General features: G+C 27.9%; 14 protein-coding genes. All 14 read right to left on the bottom strand.

The features are described 5' to 3' along the window. Positions 1-198 precede the first annotated feature (198 nt). The 14 genes from hisC to ftsE all read right to left on the bottom strand — a co-directional run bounded on the left by hisC (position 199) and on the right by ftsE (position 18,596). Positions 199-1,305 carry a histidinol-phosphate transaminase gene (gene hisC / locus HMPREF1092_RS00850; RefSeq protein ID WP_002596679.1) on the bottom strand — a complete coding sequence of 369 codons (1,107 nt, stop codon included), beginning with the start codon at positions 1,303-1,305 and terminating at the stop codon, positions 199-201. A 105-nt stretch (positions 1,306-1,410) separates the two neighbouring features. Continuing rightward, positions 1,411-2,319, bottom strand: coding sequence for a UDP-N-acetylmuramate dehydrogenase (gene murB / locus HMPREF1092_RS00845; RefSeq protein ID WP_002596678.1), 909 nt, complete (start codon positions 2,317-2,319; stop codon positions 1,411-1,413). 96 nt (positions 2,320-2,415) lie between these two features. Beyond that, complete coding sequence (uvrC, locus tag HMPREF1092_RS00840) at positions 2,416-4,281, bottom strand: excinuclease ABC subunit UvrC (RefSeq protein WP_040413590.1); 1,866 nt, start codon at positions 4,279-4,281, stop codon at positions 2,416-2,418. Between the two features lie 187 nt (positions 4,282-4,468). Then, complete coding sequence (locus tag HMPREF1092_RS00835) at positions 4,469-5,968, bottom strand: peptidoglycan D,D-transpeptidase FtsI family protein (RefSeq protein WP_002596676.1); 1,500 nt, start codon at positions 5,966-5,968, stop codon at positions 4,469-4,471. A 1-nt stretch (position 5,969) separates the two neighbouring features. Further along, complete coding sequence (locus tag HMPREF1092_RS00830; RefSeq protein WP_002596675.1) at positions 5,970-7,187, bottom strand: FtsW/RodA/SpoVE family cell cycle protein; 1,218 nt, start codon at positions 7,185-7,187, stop codon at positions 5,970-5,972. Between the two features lie 18 nt (positions 7,188-7,205). Further along, positions 7,206-7,646 carry an FHA domain-containing protein gene (locus HMPREF1092_RS00825; RefSeq protein ID WP_002596674.1) on the bottom strand — a complete coding sequence of 147 codons (441 nt, stop codon included), beginning with the start codon at positions 7,644-7,646 and terminating at the stop codon, positions 7,206-7,208. Between the two features lie 147 nt (positions 7,647-7,793). Continuing rightward, a complete protein-coding gene (gene uvrA, locus HMPREF1092_RS00820; protein WP_002596673.1) occupies positions 7,794-10,619 on the bottom strand; it encodes an excinuclease ABC subunit UvrA in 2,826 nt (941 codons plus the stop codon). 273 nt (positions 10,620-10,892) lie between these two features. After that, positions 10,893-11,336, bottom strand: coding sequence for a C-GCAxxG-C-C family protein (locus HMPREF1092_RS00815; protein ID WP_002596672.1), 444 nt, complete (start codon positions 11,334-11,336; stop codon positions 10,893-10,895). A gap of 172 nt (positions 11,337-11,508) precedes the next feature. Continuing rightward, positions 11,509-12,198 carry a Pr6Pr family membrane protein gene (locus HMPREF1092_RS00810; RefSeq protein ID WP_002596671.1) on the bottom strand — a complete coding sequence of 230 codons (690 nt, stop codon included), beginning with the start codon at positions 12,196-12,198 and terminating at the stop codon, positions 11,509-11,511. A gap of 199 nt (positions 12,199-12,397) precedes the next feature. Next, positions 12,398-14,371, bottom strand: coding sequence for an excinuclease ABC subunit UvrB (gene uvrB / locus HMPREF1092_RS00805; RefSeq protein ID WP_002596670.1), 1,974 nt, complete (start codon positions 14,369-14,371; stop codon positions 12,398-12,400). A 23-nt stretch (positions 14,372-14,394) separates the two neighbouring features. Continuing rightward, a complete protein-coding gene (locus HMPREF1092_RS00800; RefSeq protein WP_002596669.1) occupies positions 14,395-15,681 on the bottom strand; it encodes a PDZ domain-containing protein in 1,287 nt (428 codons plus the stop codon). An 18-nt stretch (positions 15,682-15,699) separates the two neighbouring features. Beyond that, entirely contained in the window at positions 15,700-16,920 is a 1,221-nt protein-coding gene (locus tag HMPREF1092_RS00795; RefSeq protein ID WP_002596668.1) for a S41 family peptidase, read from the bottom strand. Positions 16,921-17,029: 109 nt separating this feature from the next. Then, positions 17,030-17,920 carry a permease-like cell division protein FtsX gene (ftsX, locus tag HMPREF1092_RS00790; RefSeq protein ID WP_002596667.1) on the bottom strand — a complete coding sequence of 297 codons (891 nt, stop codon included), beginning with the start codon at positions 17,918-17,920 and terminating at the stop codon, positions 17,030-17,032. After that, complete coding sequence (ftsE, locus tag HMPREF1092_RS00785; protein WP_002596666.1) at positions 17,910-18,596, bottom strand: cell division ATP-binding protein FtsE; 687 nt, start codon at positions 18,594-18,596, stop codon at positions 17,910-17,912. The genes ftsX and ftsE overlap by 11 nt, the downstream gene beginning before the upstream one ends. Between the last annotated feature and the right edge of the window lie 120 nt (positions 18,597-18,716).

Here is an 18,716-nt window from a genome sequence, read left to right as displayed (position 1 = left end):
CTTAACATTGGTATATGATTATTATATCATAATATATTTATATTGTTATTTTTCTATAACCATTTCTTGAATTAAGAATTTTTAACATACACTTTACTTTTCTATAATAATCTAATTTTAAGTTGTATATTTTTCAAAAAATTTAAATAAAAAAAATAAGTAGATATTAATTCTACTTATTTTCATATTATAGTTAGTTTATATTTTAGTTATTTCTCTTAATCCTTCTTCTAAATTATACATAAATTCTTTATTATTTTCTTCTTTACTTATACTTATTCTTAAATACCCTTTCATTCCTAATAAAAATCCAGGTCTTATTATGAACCCTTTTCTTAATAAATACTCATATATTTTTTTATCATCACATTTTATATCTACCATTATAAAATTAGCTTGTGATTCTATATACTCTAATCCTAACTTTTTAAACTCTCTTAAAAAATATTCCTTTTGTTCTCTATTATTTTTTATTACATATTCTAAATGTTCATTATCTTTAATTGCTTCTAATGCTGCCTTCTGTGCAAAAAGATTTGAATCAAAAGGATTTATTACTCTATTTAAATATGAAACTATTTCTTTGCTTGCTATTCCATAACCAAATCTTAAAGAAGCTAGTCCATATGCTTTAGAAAATGTTCTAAGTATAATAATATTTTCATGTTTCTTTAAAAGTTCTAATGAATCTGGTAACTCTATTTCTTTATCTACAAATTCAATATAAGCTTCATCCATTACGATAATTATATTCTTAGGTATTTTATTTATAATTTCATCAAACTCTTTTTTTGTGAATACAGTTCCTGTTGGATTATTAGGATTACAAAGCCATATTATTTTAGTTTTATCATTTATTTTATTTATAATTTCTTCTAAATCTAATTTATTTTCTTTTAATGGAACTTCTATTGGAATTCCTCCCATTAATAGTGTATTACTTTTATACCTTGGAAATGTTATGCTAGCCATTATACTCTCATCTGATTTATTTAAAAAAGTAGCACAAATATCTTTAATAAGTGAATCAGATCCAGCTCCGCAAAAAATCATATCTGATTCAATATTAAATTTCTTACTTAATTCATTCTTAAATTCATAAGATAATGAATCAGGATAAAGACATGCCTCATTAATTGTATCCTTTAATACTTCTTTTACTTTTTCTGAACATCCATAAGGATTTTCATTTGATGCCATCTTAATAACTCTTTCTATACCTAATTCTCTTTTAACCTCATCTATAGGTTTCCCTGCTATATATGCTTCTAAATTTAAAACTTCATTTCTAATAATTTTTTTCATAACACCGCCCCCCTCAACAATTATACTTATTATAACATTAATGTATTTTTTTTCAATAAAGTTATAAAAAAAGAAGACTTTATATAAAAGTCTTCTTTTTAAATCCTATTTATCTTTACCTATTATTCTAACTTCTGGATGTAATTCAACTCCAAATTGCTTCTTAACTTCAGATTGAACATGATGAATTAAATCTAATATATCTTTTGCAGTTGCACCACCTTTATTTATAACAAAACCAGAGTGCTTGCTTGAAACAGCTGCTCCACCTAATTCAAATCCTTTTAGTCCGGCATCTTGAATTAACTTTCCTGCAAAATATCCTTCTGGTCTTTTAAAAGTACTACCTGCTGAAGGATATTCAAGAGGTTGTTTTGATTCTCTCTTATAAGTTAAATCATCTATTCTATCCTTTATTTTTTGGAATTCACCTTTTTCAAGTTTAAAAACTGCGCTTAAAACTATCTCATTATTTTCCATAACTTTTGAAGTTCTATATCCAAGTTCTAATTCTTCTTTACTATATACTTTTATATTTCCATCTTTATCAATAACTTTAGCACTTTCTATCACATGAGCAACTTCACCTAAATAAGCACCTGCATTCATGAATACAGCTCCTCCTACTGATCCTGGAATTCCACATGCAAATTCAAATCCTGTTAATGAATTTTCTAAAGCTAATTTACTTACATCTTTTAATAAAACACCACATTCAGCTTCTATTTTTTCGCCATCTGCTTTTAACTGCTTAAGCTCTGTAAGCTTAATTACAACACCATCCATTCCACCATCTTTAACTAAAAGATTAGAACCATTTCCTATAACATAATATGGAATATTGTTGTCTTTACATATCTTTAAAGCTTTTATAACTTGATCTACATTTCTAGGTACTAAAAGTACATCTACTGGTCCTCCAACTTTAAAGTATATATGTTCACTCATTAATGCATTATATTCTATTTGATCTTCTAAAAATACTTCTTTGAATAATTTATTATATTCATTCATTACTAAACTCCTCATTACTGTTATAATTTTATAGTATATTCTAAATTGGAAATTAAAACAAGTGCATTAAAATTACAAATTGTTTAACTCTTTTTGTTATTCTTTTTTGTTGAAGTAGTTAATTATACTTTCTGCCGCTTTTTTATTAATTCCTGGTGTTTCTAATAGTTCATCTATTGTTGCTTTTTTAATATTATCTACACTTCCAAATTTCAATAAAAGTTCTTTTCTTCTCTTATTCCCTATATTAGGAATATCATCTAATATTGAATGAAGAGTTCTCTTATCCCTTAAGGATCTATGATATGTTATAGCAAATCTATGTACTTCGTCTCCAATTCTTCTAAGCATCTGCATTAATTCAGAATTACTTCTTATTATAAATTCTTCATTATTATAAATTATACCTCTGGTATTATGCTTATCATCTTTAACCAATCCACAAACCTCTATATTTATTTGAAGATCTCTCAATACCTCTAAAGCGATATTAACCTGACCTTTTCCTCCATCCATTATTATTAGATCTGGGAAGTTAGAAAATTTTCCTTTAGAAAATTGTAAATTCCTATTTTGTATTTCTTGTATTTCTTTTAAGCCATGCTCAAATCTTCTAGTTAAGATTTCTCTCATACTATCATAATCATTAGCACCTTTTACTGTTTTTATTCTAAATCGTCTATAGTCACTGTTTTTTGCTTTTCCATCTTCGAATACTATCATACTTCCTACAGAATCTACTCCTTGTATATTAGATATGTCATAAGCTTCAATTCTGTGAGGAAATATATCTAATCCTAATATTTCTGATAATTCATTTAATGAATTTTTATTAGTTGCTTTTTCTTGTAATATTTTATCTTTAAACTTTTCTAAAGTTATTTTTGCATTTTCCTTAACCATATCTAACATACTTTTCTTTTCACCTTTTTGAGGAATTTTTAAAGAAACTTTGCTTCCTCTTTTTATAGTTAAGAATTCTTCTAAAATTTCTTCATCTTCAATATTAGGAATATATATATTTCTTGAAACTTTTGCTGTTCCACTGTAAAAATTAACTATAAACTGTGATAATACTTTTTCATCACTCTCATCAAACGTATTTTCAATTATAAAATGCTCTCTTCCTGTTATTTTTCCATCTCTTAGGAAAAAAACTTGTACACAGCTATCATTATTGTCTCTATATATATTTATAAAATCTTCATCACCTTCAGTTACTTTAAACATTTTTTGTTTTTGAACTAAAGTCTGAATAGATATAATTTTATCTCTATAAACTGCAGCTTTTTCAAATTCAAAATTCAAACTTGCTTCTTCCATTTTAGCTTTTAAATCTGCTAATATTGCTTTATCTTTTCCATTTAATATATCAACTATCGAATCAATTATTTTCATATAGTCTTCTTTTGATATATGTCCTCCACAAGGAGCCATGCATTTTTTAATATGATAATTTAAGCAAGGTCTTGTAGGCTCACCACCAACAACTATATTTTTCTTACAAGTTCTCACAGGAAAAATCTTTCTAATCAAATTTATTGTTTCATAAACTGCACTTCCATCAGTGTAAGGACCAAAATATTTATTTCCATCTTTAGAAAAATTACGTGTCACAAAAACTCTTGGAAAATCTTCATTCATTGTTATTTTTATAAAAGGATAGAATTTATCGTCCTTTAAAAGGATATTATATCTAGGGCTATATTTTTTTATTAAATTACACTCTAAAATTAAGGCTTCCATTTCTGAATCTGTAACTATATATTCGAATTCCCAAATATTCTTTACCATTGCTCGAACTTTTTCAGAATGATTCTTTGAATTTTGAAAATATTGTCTTACTCTATTTTTAAGAATTTTTGCTTTTCCAACATATATTACTTCACCAAGTTTATTTTTCATTAAATAAACCCCTGGTTTATCAGGTAACATTTTTAAGTGATATTCAAAATCAAAAATTTTTACCTCCTCCTTTTTAATAATTATCTTATACAGTTAATTACAAATTAATTAAATCACAATTTAATTCTATTGAAAATACTTTTATTTGTTTTTTAATCGTCTTTTTTGTCAAATTATATCTTATCTTATAAAATTATACTCAAAAATTTAGAGGCAAGCCAATTCACTTACCTCTAAAAATTATTTATTGTGGTGGTTTATTGTTAAAGAAAGCATGAAGCATAGCTCCTGCAACATCTGAAGCTGCTCCTGCTCCATAACCTGCATCCTCTACACAAACAGCAAACGCTATTTTAGGATCATTTGCTGGTGCAAATCCTTCAAGCCATGAATCTGGTGCTTTTCCATCATGAGTTGCTGTACCTGTTTTAGCTGCAACATCATATCCTTTAAAGAATGACCAATATCCTCCGGCCATATTATTTTCTACTAAACTTGTCATATAGCTCTTTATTGTTGCTGCATCACTTTGTGACATAACTCTTCTATATTCTTGGTTACTAAATGATTGTACTGTTTGCCCTTGTTGATTAATAATCTTATTAACTAACTTAGGTTCCATCATTACACCATTATTTGCAACAGTTCCTGCTACAAGAGCCATTTGCATTGGTGATGCAAGAACTCCCGCTTGACCTATACCTGATTGAGCTATTAATCCAATTTGCCAACTATCATATTTAGGGAATTGGCTTGGTGTCATAGCAAATCCAATTGCAGGTATTTGTTCATTAAATCCGAACATTTCAGCTGTTTGTCTTAACTTAGGATTTTGAAGTTGCATTGCAAGAGTACCAAAAACAACATTACTTGAAAGTACAAATGCTCTTCTTAAATCTATATTTCCATCTACTTCATAATCATTATTGTGTAATACTTGCCCATCAGGGAATTTAATTTCTCCTGTATCATGGAATATTTCTGATCCTACTCCTGGAATATTATTTAAAGCACTTGTTGTTGTAACAATCTTAAATGTAGATCCAGGTGGGAATAATCCATTGATAGCTCTATTAACTAGAGGACTACCTGGGTCAGGTAAATTTTTATTTTCTTGTTCTATTTTATTAGCTCTTGCCATTTCTGCTGCTAAGTCATTTGGATTAAATGTTGGCATTGAAACCATTGCTAAAACTTGCCCTGTTTTTGGATCAATTGCAACTGCTCCTCCCTTATGGTTTCCAAAAGCTTTTACTACAGCTTCTTGAACTTTAGTATCAAGTGTAGTAACTACACTATTACCAACTTGATTACTCTTATTATTTCTTTGGAAGAACATATCTTTTAAATTTTGCCAACTAAAGTTATTTATTAAAGTTTTTAAATCTGTTCTAGTACTATTATAAGTTGATAATTGTTTATCAAAAGTTCCTTCTAATCCAGTAACTCCAAACCTTTCACTCATATATCCTATTGGATGTGCAAATATACCTCCATATGGATACTCTACTTTTTGAGAAAGTGGACCTGTTCTAACACTCTTTGTTAAAGGATTCATATTTCTATCATAAATAGTTCCTCTTAATACTGAATTTCTTTGTGCCCATACAATTCTATTTCCTTGCTTATGAGCAATATCATAAGCTTTGAAAACCTGAAAGTACGCAATATATGAAATTAGAGCTATAAATAAAAATAGAAATACTATCATAACTTTTGTTACATTCTTTTTTAAATCATTCATATTAGCTCTCTCCTGAAACTTTTTGAAGTATTCCCAGTGCAAACATAGTAGTTATCATTGATGTTCCACCATAACTAACAAGAGGTAACGCAATTCCGGTTAAAGGTATAACTGCAAATATACCTCCGATTATTACTAATACTTGACATGCTAGCATTGCACTAAATCCAACTACTGTAAGTTGTAAAAATTCATCATCAGTAACGAATGCAGCTCTTATTGCTCTATAAAATAAAAGGAAGTAGACAATTATCATTCCAATACCTAGAACAATACCTAACTCTTCACAAATTACTGCAAATAAAAAGTCTGTTGTATTAACTGGTACAAACCCTGGATATCCTTGCCCTAATCCTAGTCCTAATGCTCCACCTGTAGATATTGCATAAAAACCTTGTACTAACTGATATCCTTTATCACTAGCGTATTTCCAAGGATTAAGCCATATTTCCACTCTTAGAGTAACGTGTGGAATTATCTTATATGCTACAAAGGATCCAATTGCTGCAAGTCCTAAACAAATTGCTATGTACTTCTTCTTTGCTGTTGCTATAAATAACATAGTTACTGATATACCAAAGAAAATAAGTGCTGAACCTAAGTCATTTTGTAACACCATACAAGCCATAGAATACATAACTACTAATCCAGGTTTAAATATTTGTCTTATATTTTCTTTTGCATTTTTATTTTTAAATCCTCTAAGTGCAGCTGCAAGATATAAAACTAATGCGATTTTACCAAATTCAGATGGCTGAAAACTAAATCCTCCTATGAATACCCAGTTTTTAGCTCCCATTACATCTCTACCAAAAATAAGGGCCATAGGCATAAATATTATAACACCTATTAAATAAAGATTCTGATATTTAGTGAAATTCCTAAAATCCGGTAAAAACTTAATTATTATTAAGAATATAACTAAACCAACTATGAACCATCCAAGTTGCCTTTCACCTGTTTCTGGACGCAATCTATATAACATTGCAATTCCAATTACAGCTTCTACACTTGCAAATAAAAATATAAATTTATCTCCATTTTTACTTGTTTTCCTAGTAATAAAATAAGCAACTCCAATTACAACACATAAAATTAAACCAACATAAAGAGGCTTTGTATTTATAGGTGTTTTTAAAATTGCTAGATTTGTAAAAAGACCCATACACAGGATAAATATAAGAATTAGAATTCCTAATCCTGTTCTATTTTTTTTCATTTTTTCACCTCAATCACATTAAGCTAACACTTTAAATACTGCTGTTCCAACTCTTATTTCATCTCTAGTGAAAAGCTTAACTCTACCTTTAATTTTTTCTCCATTTAGATAAGTACCATTAGTGCTTCCTAAATCTTCTAGTATTAAAACATTATTTTTAACTACAATTCTTGCGTGCTTTGTTGATGCATAATTATCACTTAATACTATAGTACAATCGCTCGATCTTCCTATTGTAGTTATAACCTTAACGGGTACAATTGTTCCAACTTTAAGATTTACATTCTTGCCTGCTTTTACAACTTCAATTCCATGATGTTTTTTATTAGCAGTTGATTTTCTTTTTTCACCACTTTTAACATCTTTAGCCATTATCTTTAATGCAGATATAATTATGATGAATAATATTAAAATAAAGAAAATTCCAAAAACGCCTCCTATAAATCTTTCAAAACTCATATTTTCACCTCATATTACTTTATCTTTTAGATTATACACTAAAATTAGCTTTAATTCATACATTTATCTTACATTTAATTTTATATTAATGTAACCAAGCAATTATGTTAAAATTTTGTTAATATTAACATTTGCTTGGTTTATTGCCTATTTTAAGATTTTACTTAAATATTTCCCTGTATATGAATGTTCTTCTTTTAATATTCCTTCTAAAGGTCCAGAATAAACAATATTTCCACCTTTATCTCCACCTTCTGGTCCTAAATCTGTAATATAATCAGCACATTTAATCATATCTAAATTGTGTTCAATTACTACTACTGTATTTCCCCCATCTACAAGTCTTTGTAATATTGAAATTAATCTATTTACATCATCTATATGAAGTCCTGTTGTAGGTTCATCAAGAATATAGAATGTCTTTCCTGTACTTCTTTTTGAAAGTTCATATGCAAGTTTTATTCTTTGAGCTTCTCCTCCTGATAATTGTGTTGAAGGTTGCCCAAGTCTTATATATCCAAGTCCTACATCATATAAAGTTTGTAATTTATTTTTTATTCTAGGTATACTATCAAAAAATTCTAAAGCATCTTCTACTGTCATATTTAGTACATCATCAATAGTTTTTCCTTTATATTTAACTTCTAATGTTTCCCTATTATATCTTTTTCCTTTACAAACTTCACATGGCACATATACATCAGATAAAAATTGCATTTCTATTTTTATAATTCCATCTCCTGTACAAGCTTCACATCTGCCACCTTTGACATTAAAACTAAATCTTCCAGGTTTATATCCTCTCATTTTAGCTTCTGGTGTTTGTGAGAAAAGCTCTCTTATTATATCAAAAGTTCCTGTATAAGTTGCAGGATTTGAACGTGGAGTTCTTCCTATTGGACTTTGATCAATAGCTATTATCTTATCTATATTTTCTGCGCCTTTAATTTCTTTATGCATTCCAACTGGATTTTTGCTTTTATTTATTATTTTATTTAATCCTTTATAAAGTATTTCATTAACAAGAGTACTTTTTCCTGAACCTGAAACTCCTGTTACCATAGTTAATGCACCTAAATTAAAATCAACTGAAACATTTTTTAAGTTATTCTCACTTGCTTTTATAACAGATATTTTATTTCCATTTCCTTTTCTTCTTTCTTTAGGAACTTCAACTTTTTTCTTTCCAGTTAAATATTGAGAAGTTATTGAATTCTCATCTTGTAATATTTCTTCAAGAGTACCTGTTGCCACTATTTTTCCACCATGTTCTCCAGCACCTGGGCCAATATCAACTATAAAATCAGCTTCTCTCATTGTATCTTCATCATGTTCAACTACTATAACAGTATTTCCAACATCTCTAAGATTTTTTAATGTTTGTATAAGTCTATCATTATCTCTTTGGTGAAGTCCTATACTTGGCTCATCAAGTATATATAAAACTCCCATTAGTGCTGAACCAATTTGAGTTGCAAGTCTTATTCTTTGAGATTCTCCTCCTGATAATGTTCCTGAACTTCTAGATAAATTTAAATAATCAAGTCCAACATTAATAAGAAATTCTAATCTACTTTTTATCTCTTTAACTATTTGATCACTTATTATAGCTTCTTTTTCAGATAATTTTATATTATTTATGAAATCTAATTCTTCTTTTATTGACATTTCAGTAAATTGGAATATATTTTTATCTCCAACAGTAACTGCAAGTGCTTCTTTTTTAAGTCTTGCACCTTTACACTTTGGACAATAATCATCACTCATATACTGTTCTATTTCACCTTTAATAATGTCAGAATTAGTTTCCATATATCTTCTTTGAAGAGAATTTATTTCCCCTTCCCAAGCCACATTATAAGTTGCTTTTATTCCATCTTTAACATAATCTACTTTTACTCTTTCTCCATCTGTTCCATAAAGAATTATATCTACTATCTTTCTATCTAAATCTTTAATTGGGGTTTTTAAATCAAATTTATATTTCTTACTTAAAGAAGTTAGTATAGCAAAAGTCCATGAATCTTCTTTTGTTCTTCCTTCTCCCCAAGGAGCTATTGCACCTTCCATTATACTAAGACTTCTATCTGGAATAACTAAATCTTCATCAATTTCAATTAATGTTCCTAATCCATCACAACAGTCACATTTACCAAAAGGAGAGTTAAAAGAAAACATTCTAGGAGCAAGTTCTTCTATACTAATTCCACAATCAGGGCATGAAAATTTTTCACTATAAAGTCTATCTTCTCCACCAACTATATTTATAATTACAAGTCCATCTCCAAGTTTTAAAGCAGTTTCTACAGAATCTGAAAGTCTACCTTCTATTCCTTCTTTTATAACAAGTCTATCTACTAATGCTTCTATATTATGTTTTTTATTTTTATCTAATTTTATCTCATCTTCTCCAAGTTCATATATTTCACCATCAATTCTTACTCTGACAAAACCATTTTTCTTAATATTATCTAATATTTTTTCATGAACTCCTTTTCGCCCTCTTACTATAGGAGAAAGTACTTGTATCTTTGTTCTTTCTTCTAATTCCATAACTTGATCTATTATTTGATCTATAGATTGCTGGCTTATTATCTTTCCACATTTAGGACAATGTGGAATTCCTATTCTAGCATAAAGTAATCTTAGATAATCATATATTTCTGTTATAGTTCCAACAGTAGAACGTGGATTTTTACTTGTTGTTTTTTGATCTATTGAAATTGCTGGTGAAAGTCCTTCTATATATTCAACATCAGGCTTATTCATTTGACCTAAAAACTGTCTTGCATATGCAGAAAGAGATTCTACGTATCTTCTTTGTCCTTCTGCATAAAGAGTATCAAATGCTAATGATGATTTACCTGATCCTGAAAGACCAGTAAATACTATCAATTTATCTCTAGGTATTTCTAAATTAATATTTTTTAAATTATGTACTTTAGCACCTTTTATAATAATTTTATCCTTCATATCTTTTTCCTCTCTTTCTATCTATATCTATTTTAATCTTTTCCTATAAAATTAATACAGCTAAAGCTATGATTTTATTTAATTCCTTATCTGCTAATTATATCATATTTAATTAACTAAAAATGCATGTTATCGAAAATATGTTCCCGTAATTTTTAATCAAATTTATATAAATAAAATAGTTATTTTATTTTTAAACTTTTATATTTTTTATAAATATTAAATAAAAAAACCTAAAAAGATTTTTTTCTTTTTAGGCTCTTTTATCTATATTTATTTAGATTCTCTTATTATTATCTTAGCAACTTCTTCTGCAACTTCTCCTGTTAATCTAACACATTGCTTTTTATGTACATCTGATCCCATAACTAACCCTTTTGTTAATACTCTACAGCATGTACTTTTATTCATTTCTCTAAATTTATCATGTAACTCTTTTGATATTTGCATAGTTTTATCTACTTCAGTTCCATTTGGTTTATTTCTACCAAACATCATACCTAATGCCATAATACCTCCAGATAATGCTCCACATGTACAACCTGATCTTCCCATTCCTACTGGAAATCCTGATGCCATTTTTACAATATCATCACTTATTTCTGGTGCAAAAGCATCTTTAATAACTTTTATTATAGCTTCTGAACAGAAAAACTCACCTCTTTGATAATATCCTTCAGCTTTTTCTCTTAATTCTTGAATATTTATTTCTTCCATAACTCTCCTCCTAAGTATAATACTATTTTAGATTATAGCACTTTATTTTTAAATAGTTAACGATTTTGTTATGGAATTAAATCACATTATATCTCTTTGGAACATAAATAATTTATTTACTTAAATTAAAAAAAGAATTTCATTTCTGAAATTCTTTTTTATCCAAGTATTATTAATTATCCAAAGTCGCATCTATTCCTGATAAAAAGCTTAAGTCTAATTCCTTACCTCTTGCTTTATTTATAGCATAACATAGCTTGTCTATAGCAACTAAAATAATTGCAAATAAAATAAACCCTATAACTACAAATTCCATTGATGAAAGAAATTGATATAAATCCATTTTATCTATATTGAAAAATGAATATGGAAAATATCCTGTTATTTTTCCCATTACAATAGCAAAAATCATATAGCAAATTGGCCATATTTCCCATTTGATAATATGCTTAAACTTATAAGTTCCTTTTGGATAAAAGAATAACCAATCTAAGAAGAAAACTACTGGAGTAAATCCATGTAATATACATGTCTCAAATTTATCCCATCCAACTTGATGCCATTGAGCATTTAAAATTAGCCAGAAAACTGCTCCAGCAACCCATACATATAAGTTTAATGCTCCTCTTACACCTCTTTTATTAAAAAATTTAATTTTATTATCTAAGAATGTATCATTTATAAACCAAATTAAAACAAAAATATTACTCCATTGAGTAAAATAATCAAAGTAACCTAGAACTCGTCCTATTGAATTTGATATATCAGGTTTTACCCAAACTTGCATTATGAAAGATATTGTTAATCCTAATATTATGATTGCAATAGCTAAAGTTCTCCAAATTTTCTTTATTTTTTTCATCAAATCACCTATCTATAAATATTTTATGTCTCAAATTATAATAAAAACATTTTGATATTCAAAGTATTTTTTTTTAATATCTAGTTAACAAACATCAAATTTAAAACTATTCCTATTTAAATACTTCATAATTATAAGTAAATTTTATTTCTTAATATAAAAAGCAATGCTTTTTAGCATTGCTTTTTAATTCTAACATTTAGTTTGATTTTAATTTTTCAATCATATCTCTTAATTCAGCAGCTCTCTCGAATTGAAGATTTTTAGCTGCAACCACCATTTCATCTGTATAATCTTTAATTAATTTTTCTTTTTCTTTTTTAGTTAATTTCTTTTCTTTAACTTCTGCCTCATATTTAGCCTCGTCTTCTGAAACTTTTGTGGCTTCTATAACATCACGTACATCTTTTATAATTGTTTTTGGAATTATTCCATGTTCTTCATTATAAGTCATTTGTATACTTCTTCTTCTATTAGTCTCTTTTATAGCTCTATCCATTGAGCCTGTAATATTATCAGCATACATTATAACTTTACTTTCTGCATTTCTTGCAGCTCTTCCAATAGTTTGAACCATTGAAGTTTCTGATCTTAAAAATCCTTCTTTATCTGCATCAAGTATTGCAACTAAAGCTACCTCTGGTATATCTAATCCTTCTCTTAAAAGGTTAATTCCTACTAATACATCAAATTCTCCAAGTCTTAAATCTCTTATTATCTTCATTCTTTCTATTGTATCTATATCAGAATGCATATATGTTGTTTTAACTCCAAGCTCTGTTAAATATTTAGTTAAATCTTCAGCCATTTTCTTTGTTAATGTTGTAATAAGAGTTCTAAATCCTCTCTTTGTAGTTTGTAATATTTCACTATAAAGATCATCTATTTGTCCAGTTACTGGTCTTATTTCTATTGGTGGATCTAAAAGTCCTGTTGGTCTAATTATTTGCTCTGCAACTACTTTTTCATGTTCTTCTTCATATTTTCCCGGAGTAGCACTTACAAATACAACTTGATTTATTTTACTTTCAAATTCTTCAAACTTAAGTGGTCTATTATCATATGCACAAGGTAATCTAAATCCATATTCTACTAGAGAATCCTTTCTTGATCTATCACCTGCATACATAGCTCTAACTTGTGGAAGTGTAACGTGACTTTCATCTATAAACATTAAAAAATCTTCTGGAAAATAATCTATAAGAGTTTTAGGTGGAGAACCTGCTTCTCTTCCATCAAGTATCCTAGAATAATTTTCTATTCCACTACAATATCCCATTTCTCTAATCATTTCTATATCATAATTAGTTCTTTGTCTTAATCTTTGAGCTTCTAATAATTTATCTTGTGAATTAAGTTCTATTAATCTTTTTTCTAATTCATCTTCTATTCTTCTAATAGATCTTTCAATAACTTCTTGTGACGCAGCAAAGTGAGAAGCTGGCATTATATGAGCATGCTCTCTTTCCCCAATTATAGTTCCTGTTAAAACATCAAACTCTCTTATTCTATCAATCTCATCTCCAAAAAATTCAACTCTTATCCCTTTATTTGATTGAGATGCAGGAATTATATCAAGAGAATCTCCTCTAACCCTAAAAGTTCCCCTTGAAAAATCTATATCATTTCTTTCATATTGAATTTCTATAAGTTTTCTTATTACTTCATCTCTATCCTTTTCCATTCCTTTTCTAAGGCTTATTGTAAGCTTTTTATATTCATCCGGATTTCCTAATCCATAAATACAAGATACGGAAGCAACTATTATAACATCTCTTCTCTCAAATAGTGCAGATGTAGCTGAATGTCTAAGTTTATCTATTTCATCGTTTATTGATGCATCTTTTTCTATAAATGTATCAGTTTGAGGAACATATGCTTCTGGTTGATAATAATCGTAATATGAAACAAAATATTCAACTATACTATTTGGAAAAAATTCTTTAAACTCAGCACAAAGTTGAGCTGCTAAAGTTTTATTATGAGCAAGTACAAGTGTTGGTTTTCCAACTCGCTCTATTATATTTGCCATAGTAAAAGTTTTTCCTGATCCAGTTACCCCAAGTAAAGTTTGATATTTATTACCTTTATTTAAGGAATCAACTAATGTATCTATTGCTTTTGGTTGATCTCCCATTGGTTTAATTTTTGATTCTATCTTAAAAGTATCCATTCCTTTTCACCTCTCTTTATAAGTTATCCAATTTTAATCTTTTTATTTTCATCTAATTTTTTAAGTTGATCTTGTTTTTCTTTTAAAACATGTCCAAAATTATTTTTATTTAATATTGAAACTGGTACAACAAGTATTCCTAGACCTTTATTTAAATCTTTATCAATTTTTAATTTTAATTCTTTATCTTTTTTTATGATAGTAATCTCAACTTCTCTTTGAATACAATCCTTCATTATATATATTTCATTTTCAGACATAACTATTTTATCATTTATTTTTTTTATTATATCTCCAGCTCTAATTCCAGTTTTATATGATGGAGAATTAGGAATAACTTCTATTACACATATTCTCCCTGGCAAACTATAAAATATTGGTTTTCTTTTATTTTCCCTATATCTTTGAACTTTTATCTGTATTTCATGTAAGATAGGAACTAAAATTAATACTAATATTTTAAAAATTAATCCCAAATTAGCTATTTGTCCTAATATTGTAATAATTATTCCATAAATAATAATTATTATTCCAACTTCTAGTCTTTTTTCTCTTCTATTCTTCGTAAAAGTTAACCCTGAATAATTGAAAACTCCGTAAAAAGTCATCATTAAAATAGCACTACTACTTATTAATGATATAGTATCTGGAGATCTTAAAATTGGCCACCAACTCGGAGTATTTATATATTTCTGTGAAATTGAACAAAATGCATTTTGCTTAACAAATACTAATATACTTATAGGCAAAAACCAATATCTATTTAATAAATATCCTCCCCATATAACTCCTTGTTTTTTTGAAAATACTGGAATGGAACCTTTGCTACCATCTATTATAACTAACAATCCTTCTATAATATGTAAAATACCTACAAATGTAACTAACATGATAATATCAATATTTAAATTATTAGTTGCCTTTCCTCTTATTATTACATATTTATATAATAAACTTATAAATCCTAAAATAGATGCTCCATAACAATAACATGAGAATCTTGGTTTTATAACCATTAGTATTATAGATATTATAAATAGAATCTCTATTTCTGAATCCTCTTTAAATATTATTCCAATAAAATTACATATAAAACCTAAAATTATTCCTGCTATTATCCCTAATGCGAATTGAGAAAGAGTCAATTCAAGAGGAGAATTTAAACTCTCCCCTAATATCTTTTTCTGCATTTTTGATATTTTAGAATTTTTCCAATAAAATATTATTCCAATTATTATAAGTACTCCAAAAAAGAATGGATCTACAATAATCTTTGATAAAGTCTTTAAAGTATAACCCGCTAAATCCAAAATTCATCTCCTAAAAGTTTATTTTATTTTATCTTCAATAACTTCTATGGCTTTTTTTAGTTGAATATCTGTATTTCTATCATAAGGTTTTTCTAAAACTTCTTTAGGGATTTCTACTACTATATCTGGTTTTATACCTTTTTTATGAATATTTTCCCCATTAGGAGTATAATATTTTGATATTGTAACCTTTAAGGCACTTCCATCACTAAATTCAATTGGTGCTTGAACTATTCCTTTTCCAAAACTATTTTCTCCTACAATAGTTGCAACTTTATAATCTCTTAAAGCTCCAGTTACAACTTCTGATGCACTAGCACTTCCACCATCAATTAATGTTACTAATGGCATTCCTTCAGCAACTCCGCCCTTTGATTTCTTAACTTCTTTCTTATCATATTTATTTATAGTATAGGTTATAGTTTCTCCCTTTTTTATAAATTGTGATGCTACACCTATTGCTTCATGAAGATATCCTCCTGGGTTTCCTCTTAAATCTAGAATAAGTCCTTTCATTCCTTTTTCTTTAAGAGAATTTATCCCTTTTTTCAATTTGTCTGTAACACCTTCATTAAATCCTGTTATTTGAATATATCCTATATTATTTGAAAGCATCTCTACTATAACGTCTTCTGTCTTTATTTCACCTCTTATTATTTTAACATTTTTCTTTTCTTTTGAATCTTTCGATTCAATAACAAGATTTACAGCTTCACCTTTCTTTCCTTTTATCAATTTGCTTGCTTTTTCTATATCACCTTTAATCTCTTGTCCGTCTATTTCTACTATTATATCTTCTGGTTTTATCCCAGCCTTTTTGGCAGGAGAATTTTCCATAGGTTTTACTACTTCTACTTTACTATCTTTAATTCCTATATGAACTCCAATCCCAACATACTCCCCTGAATTATGCTCATTATAACTTTCATATTCTTCTTTAGTCATATAGATTGTATAAGGATCTTTTAAGGAATTTGCCATTCCTTTTATTGCTCCTTCTAAAAGCACTTTATCTTCAACTTCGCCATCATAATTTGAAATTATCGCATTTCTCACATCAAATAATTCTTTATATTTAGCTGTATCGCTAGCTTCTTGAATAGCATTTTTCACTTTTGAATTTATATTGGTAAGTATTAATCCTTTTGTTGATGCAATATTACCTGCATAAAAAGCTCCAGTTGCTATAACAACTCCAGCAACAGCTATAATTACTTTATTTAACCCCTCTTTTCTCATACTCTTTCCTCACATATCTTTATTTTACATAAAAATTTAAAATAAAACTCAGTGGATAAATTATCCACTGAGTTTATTATACATTATAGTATATTCAATTTCATTCTTTTTATACAACTAAGAATTTTCTTAATGAGAAGTAACTTGCTCCTCCACCTATAACAGTACCTGCTATAGCAAATTGCCATAATAATGATGTGTATATATATGAAGTTCCTACTATATCTACAAATAACATTTTAGTTGTTATCCAGCTAAAGAACCCTTGATATGCAAATCCTACAAGAATAGTAGCTAATATAGCTCCTACAAGCCCTATTATCATTCCTTCTATAATAAATGGCCATCTTATAAACCAGTCTGTTGCTCCAACAAACTTCATTATTCCTACTTCTCTACGCCTTGAATAAACAGTAAGTTTTGTTGTATTCATTATTAAGAATATTGCAACTCCTATTAATATTAGGAATAGAATAACCCCAATAATTCTAACTGCATTTACAATTCTAGTTATTGTATTAATTAAATCTTGTTGATTTCCTATACTATCAACACCAGGCATATTTTTAATAGCATTCGCTACTGTTTGTGCATCTTCTGGCTTATTTAACTTAACAACATAAGATGCTGGGAATGGATTGTTTTGTAAACTATATCCTTCAAGTAATCCTTTATTATTTTCTGAACCTTTTTGGAAGTTTATGAATGCTTGATCTTTTGATTCGTAAGTAACATCCTTAACTTCTGGCATATCTTTTAATTTTATTTCAATTTCTCTTTGATCTACTAACTTAATATCATTTTGTAAAAATACTTTTAATTCAACCTTAGATTGAACTCCATTTAACGCTAAACCTACGTTCTTACTTACCAGTACGAATATACCAAGAACAAAGAACGTAATAAGTACAGTTATTACTGAAGCTAAACATATTGTTTTGTTTCTTTTTAAACTTTTTAAAGCATCAACTATAAAATGCTTTATCGTATTAATCTTCATCAGTATATCTACCCCTTTCCTCATCTCTTACAATTTCACCTTTATCAATAGCTATAACTCTCTTTTTCATATCATTAACTATTTCTTGAGCATGAGTAGCCATTAATATTGTAGTTCCTGCTGAATTAATGTCTTCTAAAAGCTCCATTATTTCACTAGCAGTTTGAGGGTCAAGGTTTCCTGTAGGCTCATCACAAATTAAAACTGAAGGATTATTAACAATTGCTCTTGCTAAAGAAACTCTCTGTTGTTCTCCTCCAGACAATTCATTTGGAAACATTTTATATTTGTGAGATAACCCAACAAGTGATAATACCATTGGAACTCTTCTTCTAATTTCTTTTGGTGAAGCTTCTACAACTTTCATTGCAAAAGCAACATTTTCATATACATTTAAAGTTGGTATAAGTCTAAAATCTTGGAAAACCATACCTATTTTTCTTCTGTAATAAGGTGTCTTCCCTCTTGATATCTCTGATAGGTCTTGACCTGCAACCGTTATTGTACCATTTGTAGGATCAACTTCTTTTAGTATCATTTTTATAAAAGTTGATTTCCCAGCACCAGATGGACCAACTAAGAAAACAAATTCACCTGAATCTATTGTTATGTTTACATCTGAAAGCGCTTTTACATTATTATCATAAATCTTTGATACACTTTTAAATTCAATCATTATTTTACACTCCTTATAGAATTGGACATATTTACATGCCCTTGTCCATTATAAATTTTATTATATCACATAGAATATTCATTTTTATATAAAAATTTATTAAGTTTTTCTTTTTTGTCT

It is taken from the genome of Clostridium thermobutyricum, assembly GCF_000371465.1.
Lineage (GTDB): Bacteria > Bacillota > Clostridia > Clostridiales > Clostridiaceae > Clostridium > Clostridium thermobutyricum.
This window is presented reverse-complemented; position numbering and strand designations above follow the sequence as displayed.

What these genes read in the sequence shown, in the direction of transcription:
- uvrB (WP_002596670.1), bottom strand. Translation starts at nt 14,371, where the DNA reads ATGGATACTTTTAAGATAGAATCAAAAATTAAACCAATGGGAGATCAA.
- ftsX (WP_002596667.1), bottom strand. Translation starts at nt 17,920, where the DNA reads ATGAAGATTAATACGATAAAGCATTTTATAGTTGATGCTTTAAAAAGT.
- HMPREF1092_RS00810 (WP_002596671.1), bottom strand. Translation starts at nt 12,198, where the DNA reads ATGAAAAAAATAAAGAAAATTTGGAGAACTTTAGCTATTGCAATCATA.
- ftsE (WP_002596666.1), bottom strand. Translation starts at nt 18,596, where the DNA reads ATGATTGAATTTAAAAGTGTATCAAAGATTTATGATAATAATGTAAAA.
- HMPREF1092_RS00825 (WP_002596674.1), bottom strand. Translation starts at nt 7,646, where the DNA reads ATGAGTTTTGAAAGATTTATAGGAGGCGTTTTTGGAATTTTCTTTATT.
- HMPREF1092_RS00830 (WP_002596675.1), bottom strand. Translation starts at nt 7,187, where the DNA reads ATGAAAAAAAATAGAACAGGATTAGGAATTCTAATTCTTATATTTATC.
- HMPREF1092_RS00795 (WP_002596668.1), bottom strand. Translation starts at nt 16,920, where the DNA reads ATGAGAAAAGAGGGGTTAAATAAAGTAATTATAGCTGTTGCTGGAGTT.
- HMPREF1092_RS00835 (WP_002596676.1), bottom strand. Translation starts at nt 5,968, where the DNA reads ATGAATGATTTAAAAAAGAATGTAACAAAAGTTATGATAGTATTTCTA.
- uvrA (WP_002596673.1), bottom strand. Translation starts at nt 10,619, where the DNA reads ATGAAGGATAAAATTATTATAAAAGGTGCTAAAGTACATAATTTAAAA.
- HMPREF1092_RS00815 (WP_002596672.1), bottom strand. Translation starts at nt 11,336, where the DNA reads ATGGAAGAAATAAATATTCAAGAATTAAGAGAAAAAGCTGAAGGATAT.
- murB (WP_002596678.1), bottom strand. Translation starts at nt 2,319, where the DNA reads ATGAATGAATATAATAAATTATTCAAAGAAGTATTTTTAGAAGATCAA.
- hisC (WP_002596679.1), bottom strand. Translation starts at nt 1,305, where the DNA reads ATGAAAAAAATTATTAGAAATGAAGTTTTAAATTTAGAAGCATATATA.